This window comes from Rhodospirillum centenum SW (genome assembly GCF_000016185.1).
Classification (GTDB): Bacteria; Pseudomonadota; Alphaproteobacteria; order Azospirillales; family Azospirillaceae; genus Rhodocista; species Rhodocista centena.
This window is the reverse complement of record NC_011420.2, coordinates 2,362,950-2,382,947: the sequence shown is the minus strand read 5'-3', so window position 1 is coordinate 2,382,947 and position 19,998 is coordinate 2,362,950. Positions and strand designations below refer to the sequence as shown.

General features: G+C 72.4%; 20 protein-coding genes and 1 other RNA gene. 16 read left to right on the top strand and 5 right to left on the bottom strand.

The genetic code is table 11. The features are described 5' to 3' along the window. The first annotated feature begins 112 nt into the window (after positions 1 to 112). From RC1_RS11075 to recR, 6 genes are all read left to right on the top strand, one after another. Complete coding sequence (locus RC1_RS11075; RefSeq protein ID WP_012567481.1) at positions 113 to 1,711, top strand: M28 family metallopeptidase; 1,599 nt, start codon at positions 113 to 115, stop codon at positions 1,709 to 1,711. A 41-nt stretch (positions 1,712 to 1,752) separates the two neighbouring features. Next, entirely contained in the window at positions 1,753 to 2,214 is a 462-nt protein-coding gene (locus tag RC1_RS11070) for a DUF488 domain-containing protein (protein WP_012567480.1), read from the top strand. A 114-nt stretch (positions 2,215 to 2,328) separates the two neighbouring features. Further along, positions 2,329 to 2,426: signal recognition particle sRNA small type (gene ffs / locus RC1_RS20790), an RNA gene on the top strand. A 208-nt stretch (positions 2,427 to 2,634) separates the two neighbouring features. Beyond that, a complete protein-coding gene (locus tag RC1_RS11065) occupies positions 2,635 to 4,557 on the top strand; it encodes a DNA polymerase III subunit gamma/tau (RefSeq protein ID WP_012567478.1) in 1,923 nt (640 codons plus the stop codon). Between the two features lie 3 nt (positions 4,558 to 4,560). Further along, on the top strand, positions 4,561 to 4,884 hold the full coding sequence (locus tag RC1_RS11060) for a YbaB/EbfC family nucleoid-associated protein (protein WP_012567477.1): 324 nt from the start codon (positions 4,561 to 4,563) through the stop codon (positions 4,882 to 4,884). 151 nt (positions 4,885 to 5,035) lie between these two features. Beyond that, complete coding sequence (gene recR, locus RC1_RS11055; protein ID WP_012567476.1) at positions 5,036 to 5,641, top strand: recombination mediator RecR; 606 nt, start codon at positions 5,036 to 5,038, stop codon at positions 5,639 to 5,641. Between the two features lie 27 nt (positions 5,642 to 5,668). Here recR and RC1_RS11050 read toward each other — a convergent pair whose 3' ends face one another. Then, positions 5,669 to 6,706 carry a glycosyltransferase family 4 protein gene (locus RC1_RS11050; protein WP_012567475.1) on the bottom strand — a complete coding sequence of 346 codons (1,038 nt, stop codon included), beginning with the start codon at positions 6,704 to 6,706 and terminating at the stop codon, positions 5,669 to 5,671. A gap of 239 nt (positions 6,707 to 6,945) precedes the next feature. Between RC1_RS11050 and RC1_RS11045 the strand changes: the two genes are divergently transcribed. From RC1_RS11045 to truA, 8 genes are all read left to right on the top strand, one after another. After that, entirely contained in the window at positions 6,946 to 8,157 is a 1,212-nt protein-coding gene (locus RC1_RS11045) for an NAD-dependent epimerase/dehydratase family protein (protein ID WP_012567474.1), read from the top strand. Positions 8,158 to 8,201: 44 nt separating this feature from the next. After that, positions 8,202 to 8,549 (top strand): nucleotidyltransferase domain-containing protein, encoded by a 348-nt coding sequence (locus RC1_RS11040; RefSeq protein WP_012567473.1) that lies wholly within the window; start codon positions 8,202 to 8,204, stop codon positions 8,547 to 8,549. Then, positions 8,539 to 8,985 (top strand): HEPN domain-containing protein, encoded by a 447-nt coding sequence (locus RC1_RS11035; protein WP_012567472.1) that lies wholly within the window; start codon positions 8,539 to 8,541, stop codon positions 8,983 to 8,985. Before RC1_RS11040 ends, RC1_RS11035 begins: the two co-directional genes overlap by 11 nt. 69 nt (positions 8,986 to 9,054) lie before the next feature. After that, positions 9,055 to 10,629, top strand: a complete 1,575-nt coding sequence (gene rmuC / locus RC1_RS11030) for a DNA recombination protein RmuC (protein WP_012567471.1) — start codon at positions 9,055 to 9,057, stop codon at positions 10,627 to 10,629. Between the two features lie 113 nt (positions 10,630 to 10,742). Continuing rightward, positions 10,743 to 11,264, top strand: a complete 522-nt coding sequence (gene def / locus RC1_RS11025; protein ID WP_012567470.1) for a peptide deformylase — start codon at positions 10,743 to 10,745, stop codon at positions 11,262 to 11,264. A gap of 28 nt (positions 11,265 to 11,292) precedes the next feature. Continuing rightward, complete coding sequence (locus tag RC1_RS11020) at positions 11,293 to 11,496, top strand: hypothetical protein (RefSeq protein ID WP_012567469.1); 204 nt, start codon at positions 11,293 to 11,295, stop codon at positions 11,494 to 11,496. Positions 11,497 to 11,530: 34 nt separating this feature from the next. Beyond that, a complete protein-coding gene (fmt, locus tag RC1_RS11015) occupies positions 11,531 to 12,460 on the top strand; it encodes a methionyl-tRNA formyltransferase (protein WP_012567468.1) in 930 nt (309 codons plus the stop codon). Positions 12,461 to 12,480: 20 nt separating this feature from the next. Then, positions 12,481 to 13,218 (top strand): tRNA pseudouridine(38-40) synthase TruA, encoded by a 738-nt coding sequence (gene truA / locus RC1_RS11010; protein ID WP_012567467.1) that lies wholly within the window; start codon positions 12,481 to 12,483, stop codon positions 13,216 to 13,218. 11 nt (positions 13,219 to 13,229) lie between these two features. Here truA and RC1_RS20130 read toward each other — a convergent pair whose 3' ends face one another. From RC1_RS20130 to RC1_RS10990, 4 genes are all read right to left on the bottom strand, one after another. Next, positions 13,230 to 13,811: a hypothetical protein gene (locus RC1_RS20130; protein WP_012567466.1), complete on the bottom strand. Its 582-nt coding sequence runs from the start codon at positions 13,809 to 13,811 to the stop codon at positions 13,230 to 13,232. Beyond that, positions 13,808 to 14,968: a succinyl-diaminopimelate desuccinylase gene (gene dapE, locus RC1_RS11000; RefSeq protein WP_012567465.1), complete on the bottom strand. Its 1,161-nt coding sequence runs from the start codon at positions 14,966 to 14,968 to the stop codon at positions 13,808 to 13,810. Before dapE ends, RC1_RS20130 begins: the two co-directional genes overlap by 4 nt. Positions 14,969 to 14,973: 5 nt before the next feature. After that, on the bottom strand, positions 14,974 to 15,852 hold the full coding sequence (gene dapD / locus RC1_RS10995; RefSeq protein WP_012567464.1) for a 2,3,4,5-tetrahydropyridine-2,6-dicarboxylate N-succinyltransferase: 879 nt from the start codon (positions 15,850 to 15,852) through the stop codon (positions 14,974 to 14,976). A gap of 136 nt (positions 15,853 to 15,988) precedes the next feature. After that, positions 15,989 to 16,759 (bottom strand): pyrimidine 5'-nucleotidase, encoded by a 771-nt coding sequence (locus RC1_RS10990; protein WP_012567463.1) that lies wholly within the window; start codon positions 16,757 to 16,759, stop codon positions 15,989 to 15,991. A 167-nt stretch (positions 16,760 to 16,926) separates the two neighbouring features. On the opposite strand from RC1_RS10990, the gene RC1_RS10985 reads away from it, so the two are divergent. After that, positions 16,927 to 18,639, top strand: a complete 1,713-nt coding sequence (locus tag RC1_RS10985) for a GGDEF domain-containing protein (protein WP_012567462.1) — start codon at positions 16,927 to 16,929, stop codon at positions 18,637 to 18,639. Between the two features lie 4 nt (positions 18,640 to 18,643). Then, positions 18,644 to 19,945 (top strand): DUF2336 domain-containing protein, encoded by a 1,302-nt coding sequence (locus tag RC1_RS10980; protein WP_012567461.1) that lies wholly within the window; start codon positions 18,644 to 18,646, stop codon positions 19,943 to 19,945. The last annotated feature ends 53 nt before the right edge of the window (positions 19,946 to 19,998 follow it).

The window sequence follows — 19,998 nt, the reverse complement described above, 5'->3', positions numbered from 1 at the left end:
CGGCCCCGCCGCCGTGCGGCGGGGCCGCGTCTCGACAAGGATCCCAACGAACAAGGACGGAACGATGCGTCTGACAAGAGTGAGAGGCCTGCTTCTGGGAACCGCGATCGCCATGGTTCCCGCCGCAGCGGCGCTGGCCGAGCACGCGGCGATCACCGCCGAGGAGATGACGGAGCACGTCAAGGTCCTGGCGTCCGACGCGTTCGAGGGGCGCAAGCCCGGAACCGCGGGCGAGCAGAAGTCGCTGGACTACATCACCGGCCAGTTCCGCGCCCTGGGGCTGGAGCCGGCGGTCGGCGACAGCTACCTGCAACGGGTGCCGCTGGTGGAGGTCACGGGCCTCAGCCAGTCGCCGCTGACGGTCAAGGGGCCGGGCGGCGAGAAGAGCTACGATTTCTTCACCCAGATGATCACCGTCAGCCGCCGGCCGGAGCCGGAGCAGGCGCTGACCGACAGCGAGGTGGTCTTCGTCGGCTATGGCATCGTCGCGCCGGAATATGGCTGGAACGACTATGCCGGGCTGGACGTGCGCGGCAAGACGGTGGTCGTGCTGGTCAACGACCCCGGTTTCGCCACGCAGGACCCGAGCCTTTTCAACGGCAATGCCATGACCTGGTACGGCCGCTGGCCGTACAAGTACGAGGAGGCCGAGCGCCAGGGCGCGGCGGGCGTGCTGATCGTGCATGAGACCCGGGCGGCGGGCTACCCCTGGGCCGTGGTGACCAATTCCTGGCGCGTGCCGAAGCTGGACCTGGTGCCGCCCGACGGCGGCAGGTCGCGCCCGGTGATCCAGGGCTGGGTGCAGCAGGACGTGGCGCGGGAGATGTTCTCGCTCGCCGGGCAGGATTTCGACGCCCTGGCGAAATCCGCGGCGCAGCGCGGTTTCAAGCCGGTGCCGCTCAAGCTCACCGCCTCGGCCGCGGTCAGCAACAAGGTCCGCACCTTCGACAGCTACAACGTCATCGGCAAGCTGACCGGCAGCAAGCGGCCCGACGAAGTGGTGCTGATCTCCGCCCACTGGGACCATCTGGGCCGCGGCCCGGCGATGGACGGGGATGACATCTACAACGGCGCCATGGACAATGCGACGGGCGTCGCCGGCCTGATCGAACTGGCCGAGGCGTTCGCCAAGGGCGAGCGGCCGGAGCGGACCATCGCCTTCCTCTCCTACACGGCGGAGGAGCAGGGGCTGCTGGGTTCCGAATACTACGCGAAGAACCCGGTCTTCCCGCCTGCCCGCACGGTCGGCGGCTTCAACATGGACATGCTGAATCCGTTCGGTCCGATGCGCGACATCGTCGTGACCGGCGCCGGCAAGTCGGAGCTTGAGGACCGTCTGGCCCGCTGGGCCGCGGACAACGGCAAGGTCGTGAAGCCGGAGCCCTTCCCCGAGCGCGGCCTCTACTACCGGTCCGACCATTTCCCGCTGGCCAAGATCGGCGTCCCGATGATGTTCGCCGGGTCCGGCGTGGACAGCATCGAGCACGGCGAGGAATGGGGCCGGGCGCAGTACAACGAGTTCACCCGCCTGCGCTACCACACCCCGCACGACGAATGGCTGCCGGGCATGGACCTGACCGGGGCGGTGGACGATCTGCGGATGGTCTACGATCTGAGCCGCGACCTCGCCAACGGCACCGACTGGCCGTCCTGGTACAAGGGGTCGGAGTTCCGCGCCGTGCGCGAGACGTCCCTGAAGGAAGGACGCTGACCCCGCGCCCCGGCTGACCCGACAGGAGGCGGGCCGTTCCCATGCAGCTCTACACCATAGGCTACGAGGGGGCGGCCCTGCCCGGTCTGATCGGGGTCCTGACGGCGGCAGGGGTGCACACGGTGCTGGACGTGCGCGAGCTGCCGCTGTCCCGCCGCGCCGGCTTCTCCAAGCGGCCGCTGGCCGCCACGCTGGCGGAGGCGGGCATCGGCTACCTGCACCTGAAGGGGCTGGGCACGCCGAAGGAGGGCCGCCTCGCCAACCGGGCCGGGCGGATGGAGGCGTTCTGGCGGATCGTGGACGACAGCCTCGCCACGCCCGAGGCCGCGCACGACCTTGCCCGCGCGGCGGCTGTCGCGGCCGAGGCGCCGGCCTGCCTGCTCTGTTTCGAGGCCCGGCCGCACGACTGCCACCGGCTGCGGGTGGCGGAGCTGCTGGCCGCGGGGCACGGCTTCGCGGTGCGGCATCTCGACCCTGCGGCCGGTGCGGACCCGGCGTTCTGAGCGGCCCCGGCGTTCCGGGCGCGTCCGGCCCGGGACGGCCGTGTCCCCCGTGGCTCTGTCCCCGGGCCTCTTTACCCCTTGCCTCCGGGGGGCTGCCGATCCATATAGGGGCCGGGAGGTTGGCGGCGGACGGGTCTCTCGCCAATCCGGTCAGGTCCGGAAGGAAGCAGCCGTAACGAGTTTCGGCCCGGGTCGTTTGTCCAGCCTCCCACCTCTCCCCTGAAGGACGGTTCCCGCCAGCCCCGGTTTGCCGGGCATGGCTCCCCGCAGACAGGCAGGTCCGGCCGGCCCCGCGGGAGGCGGTCGCGTGCGACCGTCCACGATGTCCCGCACTTCGACGGCGACAAGTCGGGGGCCGCTGACTAGACTGGCGCGTCCCGTCCGCAGCGACACCGCCCGCGACCCGAGTTGACGCGCCCCGTGACCGACACGACGCTCGTGCCCGACACCGAAGCCGCCGCCCCGGCCCCTGCCGCCGGAGCCGCCTACCGCGTGCTGGCACGCAAGTACCGACCGCAGTCCTTCGACGAGCTGGTGGGCCAGGATGCGCTGGTCCGCACGCTGCGCAACGCCATCCAGTCGGGCCGCATCCATCAGGCCTACATGCTGACCGGGGTGCGCGGGGTGGGCAAGACCACCACCGCCCGCATCATCGCCCGCGCCCTGAACTGCGTCGGCCCGGACGGCAAGGGCGGTCCCACCATCACGCCCTGCGGCGTCTGCGAGCAGTGCCGCTCCATCGCCGCCGACCGCAATGTCGATGTGCTGGAGATGGACGCCGCCAGCAACACCGGCGTGGACAACATCCGCGAGATCATCGACGGCGTGCGCTACGCTCCGGCGGCGGCGCGCTACAAGCTCTACATCATCGACGAGGTCCACATGCTGTCCAAGGGCGCGTTCAACGCGCTCCTGAAGACGCTGGAGGAACCGCCGCCGCATGTGAAGTTCGTCTTCGCCACGACCGAGATCCGCAAGGTGCCGATCACGGTGCTGTCGCGCTGCCAGCGGTTCGACCTGCGCCGGGTGGATCAGGGCACGCTGGTCGGCCACTTCACCCGCATCGCCGGCAAGGAGGGGGTGGAGGCCGACGCCGAGGCCATCTCCCTGATCGCCCGTGCCGCCGACGGGTCGGTGCGCGACGGGCTGTCGCTGCTGGACCAGGCGATCGCGCTGGGCTCCGGCCGGGTGACGGCGGAGCAGGTGCGCGACATGCTCGGCCTTGCCGACCGCGGCCTGATCGTGGACCTGTTCGAAGCCGCCATGGCGGCGCGGCCGGCGGACGCGCTGGGCGTGCTGGACGGGCTGCACCGGCGCGGCGCCGATCCGGTGGTGATCGTCCAGGACCTGCTGGACTTCACCCATTTCCTGACCCGCACCCGGGTGGTCCCCGGCACGGCCGAGGACCCCGCCATCCCCGAGACGGAACGCACCCGCGGCGTCGCCCTGGCCGGGGCGCTGGGCATGCCCGCCCTGACCCGCGCCTGGCAGATCCTGCTCAAGGGGCTGGGGGAGGTGCAGCAGGCCCCGGTGCCCATGCAGGCGCTGGAGATGGTGGTGATCCGCCTTGCCTACGCCTCCGAGCTGCCGACGCCGGGCGACCTGCTGAAGAAGATCCAGGAGGCCGGCGGGGCCGAGGCGGCGGCGCGGGCGCTGTCGGCGGGACCTGCCGGCGGTGGCGGCGGGCCGCGGGCTCTGGCCGCGGCGGCTCCCCTGGCGGCGCTGTCCGCCCCGGCGCCGCTGGGCCTTGCCGTCGGTGCGCCGGCCGGGGCCGTGCCGCAGCCGGCGGAGGCCCGGGCGCCCGACGCCGCCCCTGCCGCGCTGGCCGACCCGCGCGACTTCGCCGACGTCGTCGCCCTCTTCAACGAGCGGCGCGAGGCCCGCATCGCCGCGGACCTGGAGACGCTGGTGCATCTGGTCAGGTTCGAGCCCGGCCTGATCGAGTTCCGCCCGGAGCCGCAGGCGCCGCACAATCTGCCCGGCCGCGTCGGCCAGCTTCTGACGGAATGGACCGGGCGGCGCTGGGTGGTGTCCGTCTCCGGCGCGCCGGGCCAGCCGACCCTGCGGGAGAAGGCCCGTGCCGCCGAGGCCGAGGTCCGCCGGCAGGTGGAGGCGCATCCCCTGGTCCAGGCGGTGCTGCTCGCCTTCCCCGGGGCGCGGATCGAGACGATCCGCGATCTGGCGCAGGAGGCGGCGCAGCAGGCGGCCCAGGCCGCGCTCGCGGCCCCGCCCGCCCCGCCGGAGGACGATGCCGGCGGCGACGATGGTGACATGCCGCCCGACAACCCTTATTTCGACGCTCCGCCGTCCATGGACGATGGCGATTGGGAAGGAGATTTCTGAGTCATGAAGAACCTCGGCAACATGATGAAGCAGGCCCAGCAGATGCAGGCCCGCATGCAGGAGATGCAGAGCAAGCTGGCGGAGGTCGAGGTCAACGGCGTGTCCGCCGGCGGCATGGTCAGCATCCTGCTGAACGGCAAGGGCGAGCTGAAGCAGATCAAGCTCGACAAGTCCGTCGTCGATCCCGAGGACGTCGAGGTGCTGGAGGACCTGATCGTCGCCGCCTTCAACGACGCCAAGAACAAGGTCGAGGCCCACATGGCCGAGGAGACGGCGAAGCTGATGGGCGGGCTGAAGCTGCCGCCGGGCTTCAAGCTGCCGTTCTGAGCCGGGACGCGCCGGCCGCGTCCCGCCGGCGACGCCCGCTGCCGGCCGCGCCCCTGCCGGGCGCGGCCCGACGGCCCGTGATCCGGGCGGTCGCTCGGGCCGCCGACATTCCGCTGGAACAAGGCGCGAACACCGCCGTATTCTGGGCCCCATGATCGGACCCGAGATCGACCGCCTCATCCAGCTCCTGGCCAAGCTGCCGGGGCTCGGCCCCCGTTCCGCGCGGCGGGCGGCGCTGCACCTCATCAAGAAGCGCGACTCGCTGATGGAGCCGCTGGCCGAGGCGATGGCGGCGGCGGCGGCGGGCATCCGCACCTGCTCGGTCTGCGGCAACCTCGATACCGGCGATCCCTGCCATGTCTGCCGCGACGGCGAGCGCCCCGGCGGCCGCGACCGCACCACCCTCTGCGTGGTGGAGGAGGTGGGCGATCTCTGGGCGCTGGAGCGCACGGGCGCCTACCGCGGCCTCTACCATGTGCTGGGCGGCACGCTCTCGGCGCTGGAGGGCGTCGGGCCGGACGACCTGAACGTGCCGAAGCTGCTGGAACGGGCCAGCCGGCCGGAGGTCACGGAGGTGATCCTGGCCCTGAACGCCACCGTCGGCGGCCAGACGACGGCGCACTATCTCGCCGACCGGCTGGAGGGCTGCGAGGTCCGCATTTCCCGCCTCGCGCACGGGGTGCCGGTGGGCGGCGAACTGGACTACCTCGACGACGGCACCCTGACCGCGGCCCTGCGGGCGCGGCGGAGCCTGTAGGGCGGGCGGACCGCCAACCCGGCCCCCCTATGCCGCCAGCGCCCGGACGGACGGGATGGGGGCGAGGTTGGCGACGAACTCCTCCGTGCAGCGGCGCCAGGAGAAGCCCTCCGCAAAGGCGCGGCAGGCCGCGCGGTCGATCTCCAGGCAGCGCAGGGCGGCCGTGCGCAGGTCCTCGTCCAGCGCGCCCACCGGGCGGTCGCCGATCACGTCCAGCGGTCCCGGCACCGGATAGGCCGCGACGGGCGTGCCGCAGGCCAGACTCTCCAGCGCCACCAGCCCGAAGGTCTCGAAGCGGGACGGGAAGACGAAGACGTCCGCCGCGGCGAAGTGCCGCGCCAGATCGTCGCCCGTGCGGTAACCCAGGAAATGCACCCCCGGGTAGCGCGCCCGGTAGTCCGCCAGTTGCGGCCCGTCGCCCACCACCACCTTGCTGCCGGGCAGGTCCAGGCGGAGGAAATCCTCCAGGTTCTTCTCGGCGGAGACGCGGCCGACATTCAGGAAGACCGGCCGCGGCAGCCCCAGGAAGTCGCGGTCGAAGCCGGGATCCCCGTCGAAGGGGCGGAACAGGCCTGTGTCCACCGCCCGGCCCCAGCGCCGGATGTTGCGGAATCCCCGGCCGCGCAGTTCGCGCTCCAACGTGTCGGTCTGGACCATGAAGCCGCTGCCGGCGTTATGGAACCAGCGTTGCAGGGCGAAGGGGATGTCGGCGGAGATGCGGAACTTGCGGGCGAAATAGTCGCCGAAGCGGGTGTGGAAGCTGGTCGTGAAGGGCCAGCCGCGCTTCAGGCAGAGCCGCCGCGCGGCCAGCCCGATCGGCCCCTCCACCGGGATGTGAACGGCATCGGGGGCGAATGCGTCCACCATGCGGGCGAGGGCGCGGCCCGGTGCCAGGGCCAGCCGGACCTCCGGATAGCTGGGGGCGGGAACGGTGCGGAAGCGGTCGGGGCCGATCACCTCGACCCGGTGACCCAGGGCCTCAAGCTCCCGGACCGTGGTGGAGAGCGCGCGGACGACCCCGTTGATCTGCGGGACCCAGGCGTCGGTGGCGAGCAGGATGCGCATGCGGTCGGCAGCCTTTCGGTTAAGCCGGAACGGGGCGGTGAAGGTTCCGTGACAGGCGGATGGTGGTATTGCCGGGGATGGGCAATTCCTGTCTAGTCCGCCTGTCCGGGCAAGCAGAGTTCGGCGGAACGGCGCAAGATCACCGGCAGCACTCCGGCGGTCCGGACCGTTTTCCCCGGATCATGTCGTCTTCAGTCAAGGACAATCTCCAGACAAGGACAAAGGGAAGGAAACGCGGCATGAAGGTCCTGATCCTCGGCGGTGATGGTTTCTGCGGCTGGCCCACGTCGCTTCACCTTTCCGCCCGCGGCCACCAGGTCACCATCATCGACAGTTTCGCACGCCGCGCCACGGACGGGGAGCTGGGGGCCGAGAGCCTGACCCCGATCCGGCCGCTGGACGAGCGGCTGGCGGCCTGGACGGAACGCAGCGGCCACCGCATCGGGTTCCGCGCGCTGGACGTGGCGCGCGACTACGACGCGCTGGAGGCCGCCTTCGCCCAGGAGCGGCCCGACGCCATCGTCCATTTCGCCGAACAGCGCGCCGCGCCCTATTCCATGAAGTCGCCCCGGCACAAGCGCTACACCGTGGACAACAACATCAACGCCACCAACAACGTGCTCTGCGCCATGGTGGAGGCCTGTCCGGACGCGCATCTGCTGCATCTGGGCACCATGGGCGTCTATGGCTACGGCAAGGCCCGCGGCCTGCGCATCCCGGAGGGCTACATCGAGGCGACGCTGAAGTCCGGCGGGGCCGCGGCGGACGTGGAGATCCTGTATCCCGCCGATCCGGGCAGCATCTACCACATGACCAAGACGCTGGATCAGCTTCTTTTCTACTATTACGCGAAGAACGACGGGCTGCGCATCACCGATCTGCACCAGGGCATCGTCTGGGGCACCTCCACCCCGGAGACGGACCTGGACGAACGGCTGATCAACCGCTTCGACTATGACGGCGACTACGGCACGGTGCTGAACCGCTTCCTGATGCAGGCGGCCGTCGGCCACCCGCTGACCGTCCACGGCACCGGCGGCCAGACCCGCGCCTTCATCCATATCCGCGACACCGTGCGCTGCATCGAGCTGGCGGCGCTCAGCCCGCCGACGCGGGGCGAGCGGGTGCGCATCCTGAACCAGATGACCGAGTGCCACCGGGTCCGCGATCTGGCGGAGATGGTGTCCGGCATGACCGGGGTGCCCGTCGCGCAGCAGGAGAACCCGCGCAAGGAGGCACCGGATAACGACCTGGACGTGGCGAATGCGGGTCTGGTCGGCCTGGGCCTGACGCCGACCCGGCTCAGCGACGGGCTGATGCACGAGGTGATCGCCGTGGCGCGGCGCTACGCCCATCGCTGCGACACGTCGAAGATCGTCTGCACCAGCCGCTGGGTGAAGGACCGGACCCCGGGCCGGGGCGGCGACCCGTCCCGCGCGGCGGCGGAATAACCGCCCCCTCCCGGCCCGCGGCCCCGCCGTGCTAGGATGCGGCCATGCCGGATGCCCTCGCACCGAATGACCCCGGCGCCCGCGACCCCGACCTGCGGCGCCTGCTCGACCGGATCGTGGCCGCCTACGAACCGGAGCGGGTCTATCTGTTCGGCAGCCGCGCCGCCGGCACCGCCGATGCGGGCAGCGACTACGACCTGCTGGTCGTCGTTCCCGACGACACCCCGGCGGAGCGGCTGAGCCCCGTCTGGCTGTCGGAAACGGTGCTGACCCTGCCCGTGCCGGCCGATGTCTTCCCCTGCCGTCAGGGATCGTTCGAGCGGGCGCGGGGCGCGGTCGGCACGCTCAGCCACACCGCGGCGACCCGGGGCCGGGTGGTGTATGAGCGGTGATGCCGTGGCCGGCGACGTCGTCCGCCTCTGGCTCCGGACGGTCCGGTCCGACCTGAAATCCGTGCGCAACAACATCGACGGGCCGGAGCCCTCGCCTGAATCCGCGGCCTATCACTGTCAGCAGGCGGCGGAGAAGCTGGTGAAGACCGTGCTGGTCCACCAGGGCATCGACCCGCCCCGCACCCACAGCATCGCCGCTCTGCTCGCGCTGCTGCCGGAGGGCGACGGTCTCGCCGCCCTGCTGCGTCCCTTCATCCGGTTCACGGCCTTCGCCTCGGCCTTCCGGTATCCGACGGCCTTCCTCGACGAGCCCGAGGGCATCCCCACCCTGGACGAGCTGCGCGGCTGGCTGGGGGAGCTGATCGCGGCCGAGGCGGTGGTGCGGGCGGCCCTGCTGGGCGCGCCGGAGGGTGGGCAGGGGCGCGCCGGCGGCTGACGTTCACTTCCCGTTCCCATGCCGGCCGCGCTCGTCTAGTCTCCCCCGGTCTGTTTCCCCGGGGGACCCATGCCGTTCACGATCGAGCCGCAGTCGCTGGGCATCGGCGCCGCCGTCGCCGCGATCCTGGTCTATGTGCTGGTGCGCCTGTCGGTGGCGCGGTCGGTCCTGGCCGCCGAATCCCGTGCCGCCGGCCTGCTGGCCGAGCGCGACTTCGCGCTGCGCCAGCTTGAGGCGATGAAGGACGAGGCGATCGAGCGCGACCGCCTGATCATCGATCTGCACGACCAGCAGGCCGAACTGGCCGCCGCCCGCGCCAGCGCGGAGACGGCCGCCGCCCGCGTGCCCGATCTGGAGCGGCGCCTGGAGGATCTGGCCGCCGAACTGGGCCTGGAGCGGCAGCGGGTCGAGCGCCTGTCCATGGCGGAGGAGGCGCTGCGCCAGCGGCTGGAGGAGAACCGGACCCTGCTGTCCGGGGCCGAGGCGCGCTTCCGCGAGACCTTCCAGGCGCTGTCGCACGAGGCCCTGTCGGCCAACAACCAGCGCTTCCTGGAGCTGGCCCAGGCGCAGCTTGAGAAGGTGCAGGAGAGCGCCCGGGGCGATCTGGACCGGCGCCAGCAGGCGATCGGGGAACTGGTCGGCCCCGTGCGGGAGAAGCTGGACAAGTTCGACAGCGCCATCCACCAGCTCGAACAGGCCCGGGCCGGCGCCTATGCCGAACTGAAGACCCAGGTCGCCAGCCTGATCGAGACGCAGGGCCAGCTCCGCAGCGAGACGGCCAACCTGGTCCGTGCCCTGCGCAGCCCGGCGACCCGCGGCCGCTGGGGGGAGATCCAGCTCCGCCGCGTGGTCGAGATGGCGGGCATGCTGGACCATTGCGACTTCCACGAACAGGTCAGCCACGATGCCGAGCAGGGGCGCCTGCGCCCGGACCTGCTGGTCCGGCTGCCCGGCGGCAAGACCATCGTGGTGGACGCCAAGGCCCCGCTGGAAGCGTTCCTGGATGCCGTCGGCACGACGGACGACGCGATGCGTGCGGCGCACATGGCGCGGCACGCCCGCCACATCCGCGACCACATGAAGGCGCTGGGCGAGAAGCGGTACTGGAGCCAGTTCGAGCCGGCGCCGGAGTTCGTCGTGCTCTTCCTGCCGGGGGAGAACTTCTTCTCCGCCGCGCTGGAACAGGACCCGGCCCTGATCGAGGCCGGCATCGACCAGTCCGTCATCCCGGCCACGCCGACCACCCTGATCGCCCTGCTGCGCGCCGTCTCCTACGGCTGGCGGCAGGAGAAGCTGGCCCACAACGCGCGGGAGATCAGCGTTCTGGGGCGCGAGATGTACGACCGGCTGGGCGTCATGGCCGAGCACATGCAGCGCCTGGGCAAGGGGCTGGGCGGGGCGGTCGAGTGCTACAACAAGGCCGTCAGCTCGCTGGAGAGCCGGGTGCTGGTCACCGCCCGCCGCTTCAAGGAACTGAAGGCCACGCCGGACAATGCGGAGATGGTGGAGCTGCTGCCGCTGGACCAGAGCCCGCGCCCGCCGCAGGCGCCCGACCCTGGTCCGCCGCAGGCGCCTGTCCTCTGGGACCTGCCCAGGGACGTACCCGGGGACGTGCCCGGGGGCCTGCCCGGGGCGCAGGGCTGATCCCGGCGGCGCCGGACGGCCGCTCGCTTGACGCGCCCTTCACAGGGACCTATCTGGCTGGCCATAGTGGGTATTGCACAAATCCAGATCACCTTTCGCCGGATCCGCCGTCCATGTCGCTGCTGAACATCCTGATCGTCCCCGATGCGCGGCTGCGCCAGACGGCCGAACCCGTCGCCAACGTGGACGGCCGTGTCGCCCGCCTGATGGACGACATGCTGGAGACCATGTACAAGGCGCCCGGCATCGGGCTTGCGGCGCCGCAGGTCGGCGTGCTGGAACGGGTGATCGTCATGGACATCGCCGAGCGCAAGACCGAGGCGCCGACCCCCATCCTGATGGCGAATCCGGAGATCATCGCCCGCTCCGACGAGCTGGCGACGGCGCAGGAAGGCTGCCTGTCCATCCCGGACATCTATGCCGACGTGACCCGCCCGCGGCAGGTCCGTGTCCGCTATGTGGACCGGGACGGCGAAGTGCGGGAGCTGGACGCGGACGGGCTGACGGCGACCTGCGTGCAGCACGAGATCGACCATCTGAACGGCGTGCTGTTCGTGGACTACCTCTCCGCGCTCAAGCGCAGCATGCTGCTGCGCCGCTTGCAGAAGATGCAGCGCAACAAGGCCGCGGGCTGACCCCCCGGCCGTCACAGGACCCCCCTCCTTGCCCTATCTGATCCGTGACGCCCGCGACGAGACGCACCCCGAATTCGAGGGCTGGCTGGCGTCGCCGATCTGGGTCGGCTACACCTGGAGCCGCAAGGCGGGTCTGGCCAAGCGCTTCGACACCCTGGCCGAGGCCACCCGGATCGCGCGCACGCTGAACGCGGGCCGCCGGTCGGTGGTGGTGGTCGAAGTCCAGGGCTGAACCCGCCCCGACCCTTCGCTTCCAGGATACCGCCATGGCCGGCCTGACGCTCGCCTTCATGGGCACGCCCGACTTCTCCGTTCCCATCCTCGACGCCCTGGCCGGGGCCGGGCACCGGGTCGTCTGCGTCTATACCCAGCCGCCGCGCCCGGCCGGCCGCGGCCACCAGCTCCAGCCCTCGCCCGTGCATCGCCGGGCCGAGGCACTGGGCATCCCCGTGCGCCATCCGAAGTCGCTGCGCGGGGCCGAGGCGCAGGCGGAGTTCGCGGCCCTGGGGCTGGACTGCGCCGTCGTCGCCGCCTACGGCCTGATCCTGCCGCAGCCGGTGCTGGACGCGCCGCGGCTGGGCTGCATCAACGTCCATGCCTCGCTGCTGCCGCGCTGGCGCGGTGCCGCCCCGATCCAGCGCGCCATCCAGGCCGGCGACGCGGTGAGCGGCGTCACCATCATGCGCATGGAGGCGGGGCTGGATACCGGCCCCATGCTGCTGAAGGGCGAGGTGCCGATCGGCCCGCGCACGGGTGCGCAGGCCCTGCACGACGCCCTCTCCGAGCAGGGGGCGCGGCTGATCGTGGCGGCGCTGGACGGCCTGGCCGCCGGTCGGCTGACGGCCGAACCGCAGCCGGAGGAAGGCGTCACCTACGCCGCCAAGCTGGCGAAGGAGGAGGGGCGGCTGGACTTCGCGCTCGACGCCGCCACGCTCGACCGGCAGGTGCGGGCCTTCACGCCCTGGCCCGGCTGCTGGTTCGAGGCGGTGACGGGGGAGCGCCTCAAGGTGCTGGCGGCCGAGCCGGTGTCGGGCCGGGGCGAGCCCGGCACGCTGCTGCCCGGCGGGCTGACGGTGGCCTGCGGCGAGGGCGCGCTGCGCCTGCTGACGGTGCAGCGGCCCGGCAAGGCGCCGGTGGACGGTGCCGCCTTCCTGCGCGGCTTCCCGCACGCGCCGGGCGCCCGGATCGTGGCCTGAGCCGGCCCGGAGGTGGGCGGATGCAGCGCTGGAAGCTGACCCTGGAATATGACGGCCGGCCCTTCGTCGGCTGGCAGCGGCAGGACAACGGTCCCTCCGTCCAGCAGGCGCTGGAGGAGGCGATCTATCGTTTCACCCAGGAAACGGTCACGGTCTTCTGCGCGGGGCGCACGGATGCCGGGGTGCATGCCCTGGCCATGGTGGCCAGCGTCGATCTGGCCCGCGAGGCGACGGCGGACAAGGTTCAGGCCGCGCTGAACTTCCACCTGAAGCCGCATCCGGTCGCCGTGCTGCGGGTCGAGCCGGTGGCGCCCGACTTCCATGCCCGCTTCTCCTGCCTGGGCCGGGCCTATCTCTACCGCATCCTGAACCGCCGCGCCCCGGCGGCGCTGGAGGCGGGGCGGGTCTGGCACGTTCAGGGCGGGCTGGACGCGGAAGCGATGCACGAGGCGGCGCAGCGTCTGGTCGGGCAGCACGATTTCAGCAGCTTCCGCGCCTCGCTCTGTCAGGCGAAGTCGCCGGTCAAGACGCTCTCGGACCTGTCGGTCGCGCGGGTGGGGGAGGAGGTGCGGATCGTCGCCCGCGCCCGCTCCTTCCTGCACCATCAGGTGCGCAACATGGTCGGCACCCTGAAGCTGGTGGGGGAGGGGCGCTGGACCGCCGACGATGTGAGCCGGGCGCTGGCGGCGCGCAACCGTTCCGCAGCCGGTCCGACCGCCCCGGCGGCCGGGCTCTACTTCACCGAGGCATGGTACTGAGCCCCGCCGGGTCAGGCGGCCGGGAGGCCGACCATGGCGTCGGTCACGTTCTTGACCATGATGCTGATGAAGATGTCCACCGCCACCAGCCCCAGCGCGCCCAGGCCGCCGACCCCGGCGGTGGCGCGGGCGATGAACCACTGGTAGGTCAGCACCCAGACGGTGGCGACGAACAGCATCAGTTCCGCCGCCTCCTCGCCCAGCAGCCCGCTGCTGTCCAGCGCATGGACGCCCAGCAGCAGCGCGACCTGGACCACGTAGGACCAGTTGTAGGCCGCGGCATAGCGGCCGAACTCCTGCTGCTTCCCCGCCAGTTCCAGCACATGGAAGGCGACCAGCAGGTAGGCCAGGATGCCGACCACCAGCCCCATGGATTCCAGCACCAGCCGGCCCGCCAGCATCACCGGCGGGAAACCGCCGCCGAGCTGGAACAGCAGCAGCAGCATGAAGCCCGGCAGCACCAGCCAGAGGGCGCGGAAGCTGGCCAGCGCCGCTTCCGGCGTGGCGTCGTACCAGGCCGCGGCCGCGGCGTCGAAACGGGCCAGGCGCCAGGCGCCGTAAAGACCGTAGAGCGCGTCGCGCGCGAAGCTCATGTCCGGGGTTCCGCGCCGGCGAACCAGCGTTCCAGCACCGTGCGGTAGATCGCCGTCAGCTCCAGCAGGTCCGCCACGGCCACGTTCTCGTCCACCTTGTGCATGCTGGCGCCGACCAGCCCGAACTCCACCACCGGGCAATGGTCCTTGATGAAGCGGGCATCCGACGTGCCGCCCGAGGTGCTCAGCTCCGGCGTGCGGCCGGTGTGCGCCTCCACCGCCGCGGCCACGATGTCGGACAGGGCGCCCGGCGGCGTCAGGAAGGCGACGCCGCTGGTCTGCAGCGCCAGCTCCCAGGCACCGCCGACCTCCTCCAGCACGTCGCGGATGTGCGCCTCCAGGCTCTCCGGCGTGTGCAGGTCGTTGAAGCGGATGTTGAAGCGGGCCGTGCCGCGGGCCGGGATCACGTTGCTTGCCGGATTGCCTACGTCGATGCTGGTCAGGGCCAGGGTCGAGGGCTGGAAGTGCGGCGTGCCCATGTCCAGCGGGCTGGACGCCAGCAGGTGCAGCGCCTCCGCCAGCCGCGGCAGCGGGTTGTCCGCCAGATGCGGATAGGCCGTGTGGCCCTGCGCCCCCAGCGCCGTCAGCGTCGCCGTCAGGCTGCCGCGGCGGCCGACCTTGATCATGTCGCCCAGGGCGCGGGGATTGGTCGGCTCCCCCACCAGACAGGCGTCGATGCGCTCCCCGGCCGCCGCCATCCAGTCCAGCACCTTGCGGGTGCCGTTCACGGCCGGGCCTTCCTCGTCCCCCGTGATCAGCAGGCTGATGCTGCCCGCCGGCGGACCGTTACGCTCCAGGAACGATCCGACGGCGGCGATGAAGGCGGCGACGCCGCCTTTCATGTCCGCAGCCCCGCGGCCATAGAGCCGTCCGTCGATTATTTCGCCTCCGAAAGGATCGACGGTCCAGGCCGCGGCATCCCCGGCCGGCACGACATCCGTGTGGCCGGCGAAGCAGAAGTTCGGGCCTTTGTCGCCCAGCCGGGCATAGAGATTGTCCACCCGCTCCGTGCCCGGTTCCTGGAACGGCAGCCGGTGGCAGGTGAAGCCGAGCCCCTCCAGCACCGACTGCACCCGGTCCAGCGCCCCGGCATCGGCCGGGGTGACGCTGGGGCAGCGGATCAGGTCGCGGGCGAGGGCGATGGGATCAGGGGCCACGTCGGTCAGTCCCGCAGCAGGTCGTTGATGCTGGTCTTGGCGCGGGTCTTCTCGTCCACCCGCTTGACGATGACGGCGCAGGAGAGGCCGGGGCCGGGGCTGCCGTCGAGCAGCGGCCGGCCGGGCAGGGTGCCGGGCACGACGACGGACCAGGCCGGCACGCGGCCGATGAAGACCTCGCCCGTGGCGCGGTCGATGATCCGGGTCGAGGCGCTGATGAAGACGCCCATGGAGAGCACGCTGCCGCGCTCCACGATGACCCCCTCCACCACCTCCGAGCGGGCGCCGATGAAGCAGTCATCCTCGATGATGACGGGGTTGGCCTGCAACGGCTCCAGCACGCCGCCGATGCCGACGCCGCCGGAGAGATGCACGTTGCGGCCGATCTGGGCGCAGGAACCGACCGTCACCCAGGTGTCCACCATGGTGCCGCGGTCCACATGGGCGCCCAGATTGACGAAGCTGGGCATCAGCACGACGCCCGGCGCCACATGGGCGCTGTGGCGGACGATGGCGCCGGGCACGGCGCGGAAGCCGGCGGCCTTCCAGCGCACCTCGTCCCAGCCGGCGAACTTGGACGGCACCTTGTCGAACCAGGTGGCGCTGTCGCCGCCGGGCAGGCCGGGACCGCCGGGGATGACGGCGTTGTCGTTCAGCCGGAAGGACAGCAGCACCGCCTTCTTCAGCCACTGGTTCACCCGCCAGCCGCCGCCCTGGCTGCCGCCGTCCACCGGCTCGGCCACGCGCAGGATGCCGGCATCCAGCAGCCCCAGCGCCTCCTCCACCGCCGCGCGGACGGGGCCGGTGGTCGCGGGGGTGAGGCCGTCGCGCACCTCCCAGGCCTGGTCGATGGTGCGGGCGAGGCGGTCGGGGGCGGTGCTCATGGCGGGGGTCCGGATGGTCGCGTCGAAGGGGACGGCGGGCGCGCCGGGACGATGGGACAGCCGGCCCGCCCTGTCAATCGAAGGCACTCCCGGAGGCACTCCGCCGTCACGACAGTCCCGCGTCCCGCCGGCAGGATCACAGGACCGGCGGTGCGCCGGCTTCCAGCCAGTCGATCAGGTCGTCCACGACATGGTGGATGTGGTCGCCATGCCCGACGCCGCCGCCGTCGGGGCGGGACCAGTCGGCATCCGTGCGCAGCCACACCGTCGTCATGCCCAGCGCCGCGGCCGGGGCCAGGTTGCGGGCGATGTCCTCCACCATCACGGCGCGGGTCGGCTCCACCCCGTGGCGCTCGACCAGGGTGCGGTAGGGCCGCGGGTCGGGCTTCGGCACGTAGCCCGCGGCCACGATGTCGAACACAGCCTCGAAGCGGCCCTCGACGCCCAGCCGGGCCAGGATGTTCTCGGCATGGCGGACGGAGCCGTTGGTGTAGACCAGCTTGCGGCCGGGCAGGGCGTCCAGCGCGCGGGCCAGCCGTTCCGACGGTTCCACCGGCGTCACGTCGATGTCATGGACATATTCCAGGAACGGCACCGGGTCGATGTCGTGCTCGACCATCAGGCCGCGCAGGCTGGTGCCGTGCTCGCGGAAATACTTCTTCTGCTTCGCCCGCGCCTCTTCGTAGGGCAGGCCGAAATACTCCGCGATGAACTCACCGATGCGGCGGTCCACCTGGGCAAACAGGTTGCAGCTCGACGGATAGAGGGTGTTGTCCAGGTCGAACACCCAGGTATCGACGCCGGACAGGCTCCGGGCCCCGGCGGGCCGGGCGGGCGAGGCGTGTCCGGCGGGCCGGACGGGGGAGGCTTGTCCGGCGGGCCGGACGGGAGGGGCTTGTATCGTCATGGCGGGGAGAATGGGCGCGGCCGCCCCGCGGGGCAAGCCCGCGCGCGACCCGTCCGGCCCCGCCGCCCTGCGGGTCGGCCCTGCCTCCCGGTCAGGTGGACGCGAGGGGCCGGCTGGGCTAGTCCTGATGCCCGAGTGGGAGTGCGATCCGGAGCGGAGCCGCCGGCGTGGAAACAGAATCCGTACCGACCGCCCCGCCGCCCCCCCTGGAGGGGACTGAGGCGGCGGCCATCCTGGCCGGCTGGCCCGGCCCCGCCCTGCGGCTGGCGGCCGACGGTGCCGTGCGCGCCGCCAACGCCCGCTGCGCCCCGCTGGACGCGGACGGGGGCGCCTGGCGCGAGGACCTGTCCTGGTGGGTCGCCAGCGACGGGCCGCTGCTGGACAGCGCCCGCTCCGTGCCGGTGGCGACCGGCTCCGGTCCCGGCGTCGTGGAGTTCGCGGCCGTCCCCCTGCCGGACGGCGAGGTGCTGCTGCTGGGGCGCGACGTGACGCTGGAGCGCCGGCTGCGCCACGCCCTGACCGAATCCCGCCAGCGCTACAAGGACCTGGTGGACATCTCCTCCGACTTCGCCTGGGAGACGGGGCCGGACGGGCGCTTCGCCTTCGTCTCCCCCGCCGGGGCCATCGGCTACCGGGCGGAGGAGCTGCTGGGCCGGCACCCCGCGGACCTCGTGCTGCCCGAGTTCGCCGACCAGCCGCTGCCCTTCGACACGCGGGTGCCGATCGAGCGGACGGAGGTCTGGCTGCGCGACCGCTCGGGCGAGCCGGCCTGCCTGATCTCCTCCGCCGTGCCGCTGACCGGGCCGGGCGGGGAATGGCTGGGCGCGCGCGGCGCCTGCCGCGACATCACCGACGCCCGCCTGCGCGGCATGGAGCTGTCCCGGGTCCGGCTGCGCGAGAAGTATCTGGGCTTCATCGTCTCCTCCACCCGCGACGACGTGGACCCCACCCGCACGCTGGAGATCGCGGCCGGCGTCGCGGTGAACGCCACCGGCGCGGCCGGCGTCCTGGTCTTCGCCCGGGCGGGGGAGGGCTACGGACCCGCGGCGCGGCAGGGCACGCTGCCGCCGGAGGCGGCGGACGCGCTGCCGGCCCTGCTGGCCGCCGCAGCGGAGAGTGCCGGGGGCTGCGAGGCGGTGGCCGGGCCGGTGCGCCTGCTGGCCGCGCGCACCCTGTTCCGCAACGAGGTGAACGGCGCGGTCCTGGCCTGGCGCCCGGCCGCCGAGGCGTGGAGCGCGGACGACATCTCCATGGTGTCGGCCATCGCCGACCATGTCGGCGTCGCCGTCGCCCAGGCCCGCTACCAGGAGCGGCTGAAGACCCTGTCCGAGCGCGACGGGCTGACCGGGCTCTACAACCGGCGCACCTTCATGGAGCTGCTGGAGCAACGGCTGGAGCGGCACCGCGGCGGTTCCTCCGCCCTGCTCTATTTCGACCTGGACAACTTCAAGGCGGTCAACGACCTGCTCGGCCACACGGCGGGCGACGGGGTGCTGCAGGCGGTGGGCACGCTGCTGGTGCGGCTGGCCCGGCCGGGCGACCTGACGGCGCGGCTGGGCGGCGACGAGTTCGTGCTCTGGATCGAGCGGGTGGACGAGGCCCAGGCCCTGCGGGTGGCCGACCGGCTGCTGCGCGAGGCGGCGGAGTTCCTGCGCCCCCTCTCGGCCGCGCCGGACCGGCCGCTGGGCGTTTCCATCGGCGTGGCGCTCTATGCCGGCGGCGGCGGTGAGCCGGCCCAGGGGCTGCTGGACCGCGGCGACCATGCCATGTATGCCGCCAAGCGCCAGGGCAAGGGCAACCGCGCCCTGGCGCCCGCGGCGGCGATCGCAAGCGGAAGGGCCGGCGGCGACGCCCCGGCCGGCGGTACGGTTGGAGAGTGAGACTGTGAGCACGAACGGACCCCAGGACCGTCCCCTCGGCGGTGTCGATTACGACACGGCGAAGCGGCTGGCGACCAGTCCGGACGCGGTGGAACGGCGCTTCGTCGCCGGCCGGGCGGAGACGCGGCCGGAGATTCTGTACTTCCTGGCCGCCGACCAGAGTGCGGAGGTGCGGCGGGAGATCGCCCGCAACACCAGCACGCCGCGGCAGGCCGACCTGCTGCTGGCCGCCGACCCGGACGAGGAGGTGCGCTCCGGCCTCGCCGCCAAGATCGCGTCCCTGGTCCCGCACCTGCCGGCCGAAAAGGTCGGGCAGCTTGAGAAGCTGACCCTGGAGGTGCTGGAGACGCTGGCCCGCGACCAGGCGGTGACCGTGCGCCGGGTGCTGGCGGAGACGCTGAAGGACCAGCCCGGCGCCCCGGCGCAGGTGGTGCAGCAGCTTGCCCGCGACCTGGAACTGTCCGTCAGCGGGCCGGTGCTGCGGCACTCCCCCATCCTGACCGACGAGGATCTGCTCCAGATCATCCGGTCCCAGCCGCTGGACGGCCAGCTTGTCGCCATCGCGGAGCGCGCCGGCCTGTCCGGCGATGTGGCCGACGCCGTGGCCCGGACCGACAGCGAAGGGGCCGTGGCGGCGCTGCTGGCGAACCACTCCGCCCAGATCCGGGAGGAGACGCTGGACCGGATCATCGAGATGGCGCCGCGGCACGAGCCCTGGCACGGCCCCCTGGTGCGGCGCCCGACCCTGCCGCCGCGGGCGGCGGCGCGCATCGCCGGCTTCGTCAACGATCAGCTCCTGAAGGTCCTCCAGGCCCGCCCGGATCTGCCGGCGGAGACGCGCGCTGCGGTCAGCGAGGCGGTGCGCCGCCGTCTGCCGGGCCTGTCCGCTCCGGCCGCGCCGGCGCGGGCCGGGACGCCGGAGGCGCCCGACGCCGAGGAGGAGGCGGAGCCGAAGGAGCGGCCGGGCGACCGTGCCCGCCGCCTGCACGCCGCCGGTGCGCTGGACGAGGAGGTGATCTCCGACGCCCTGTCCACGGGCGACCGCGGCTTCGTGCTGACGGCTCTGTCGCTGCGCGCCGGCATTCCGCCGGACACGGTGGACAAGATCGTCGGCGGGCAGAGCCCGCGCGGAGTCACGGCCCTGTGCTGGCGGGCGAAGCTGGGCATGCGCTTCGCCCGGCAGGTGCAGCTCCGCCTCGCCATGATCCCGCCCTCGGCCGTGATGAACGCCAAGGACGGCACGGACTACCCGATGACCGAGGCCGAGATGAAATGGCAGCTTGAGTTCTTCGGGGTGAAGGCGTGAGGGGCGCGGTGTGACGGCCCGCCGTCGGCGGAACGCCCCGCCGACGGCCGGGA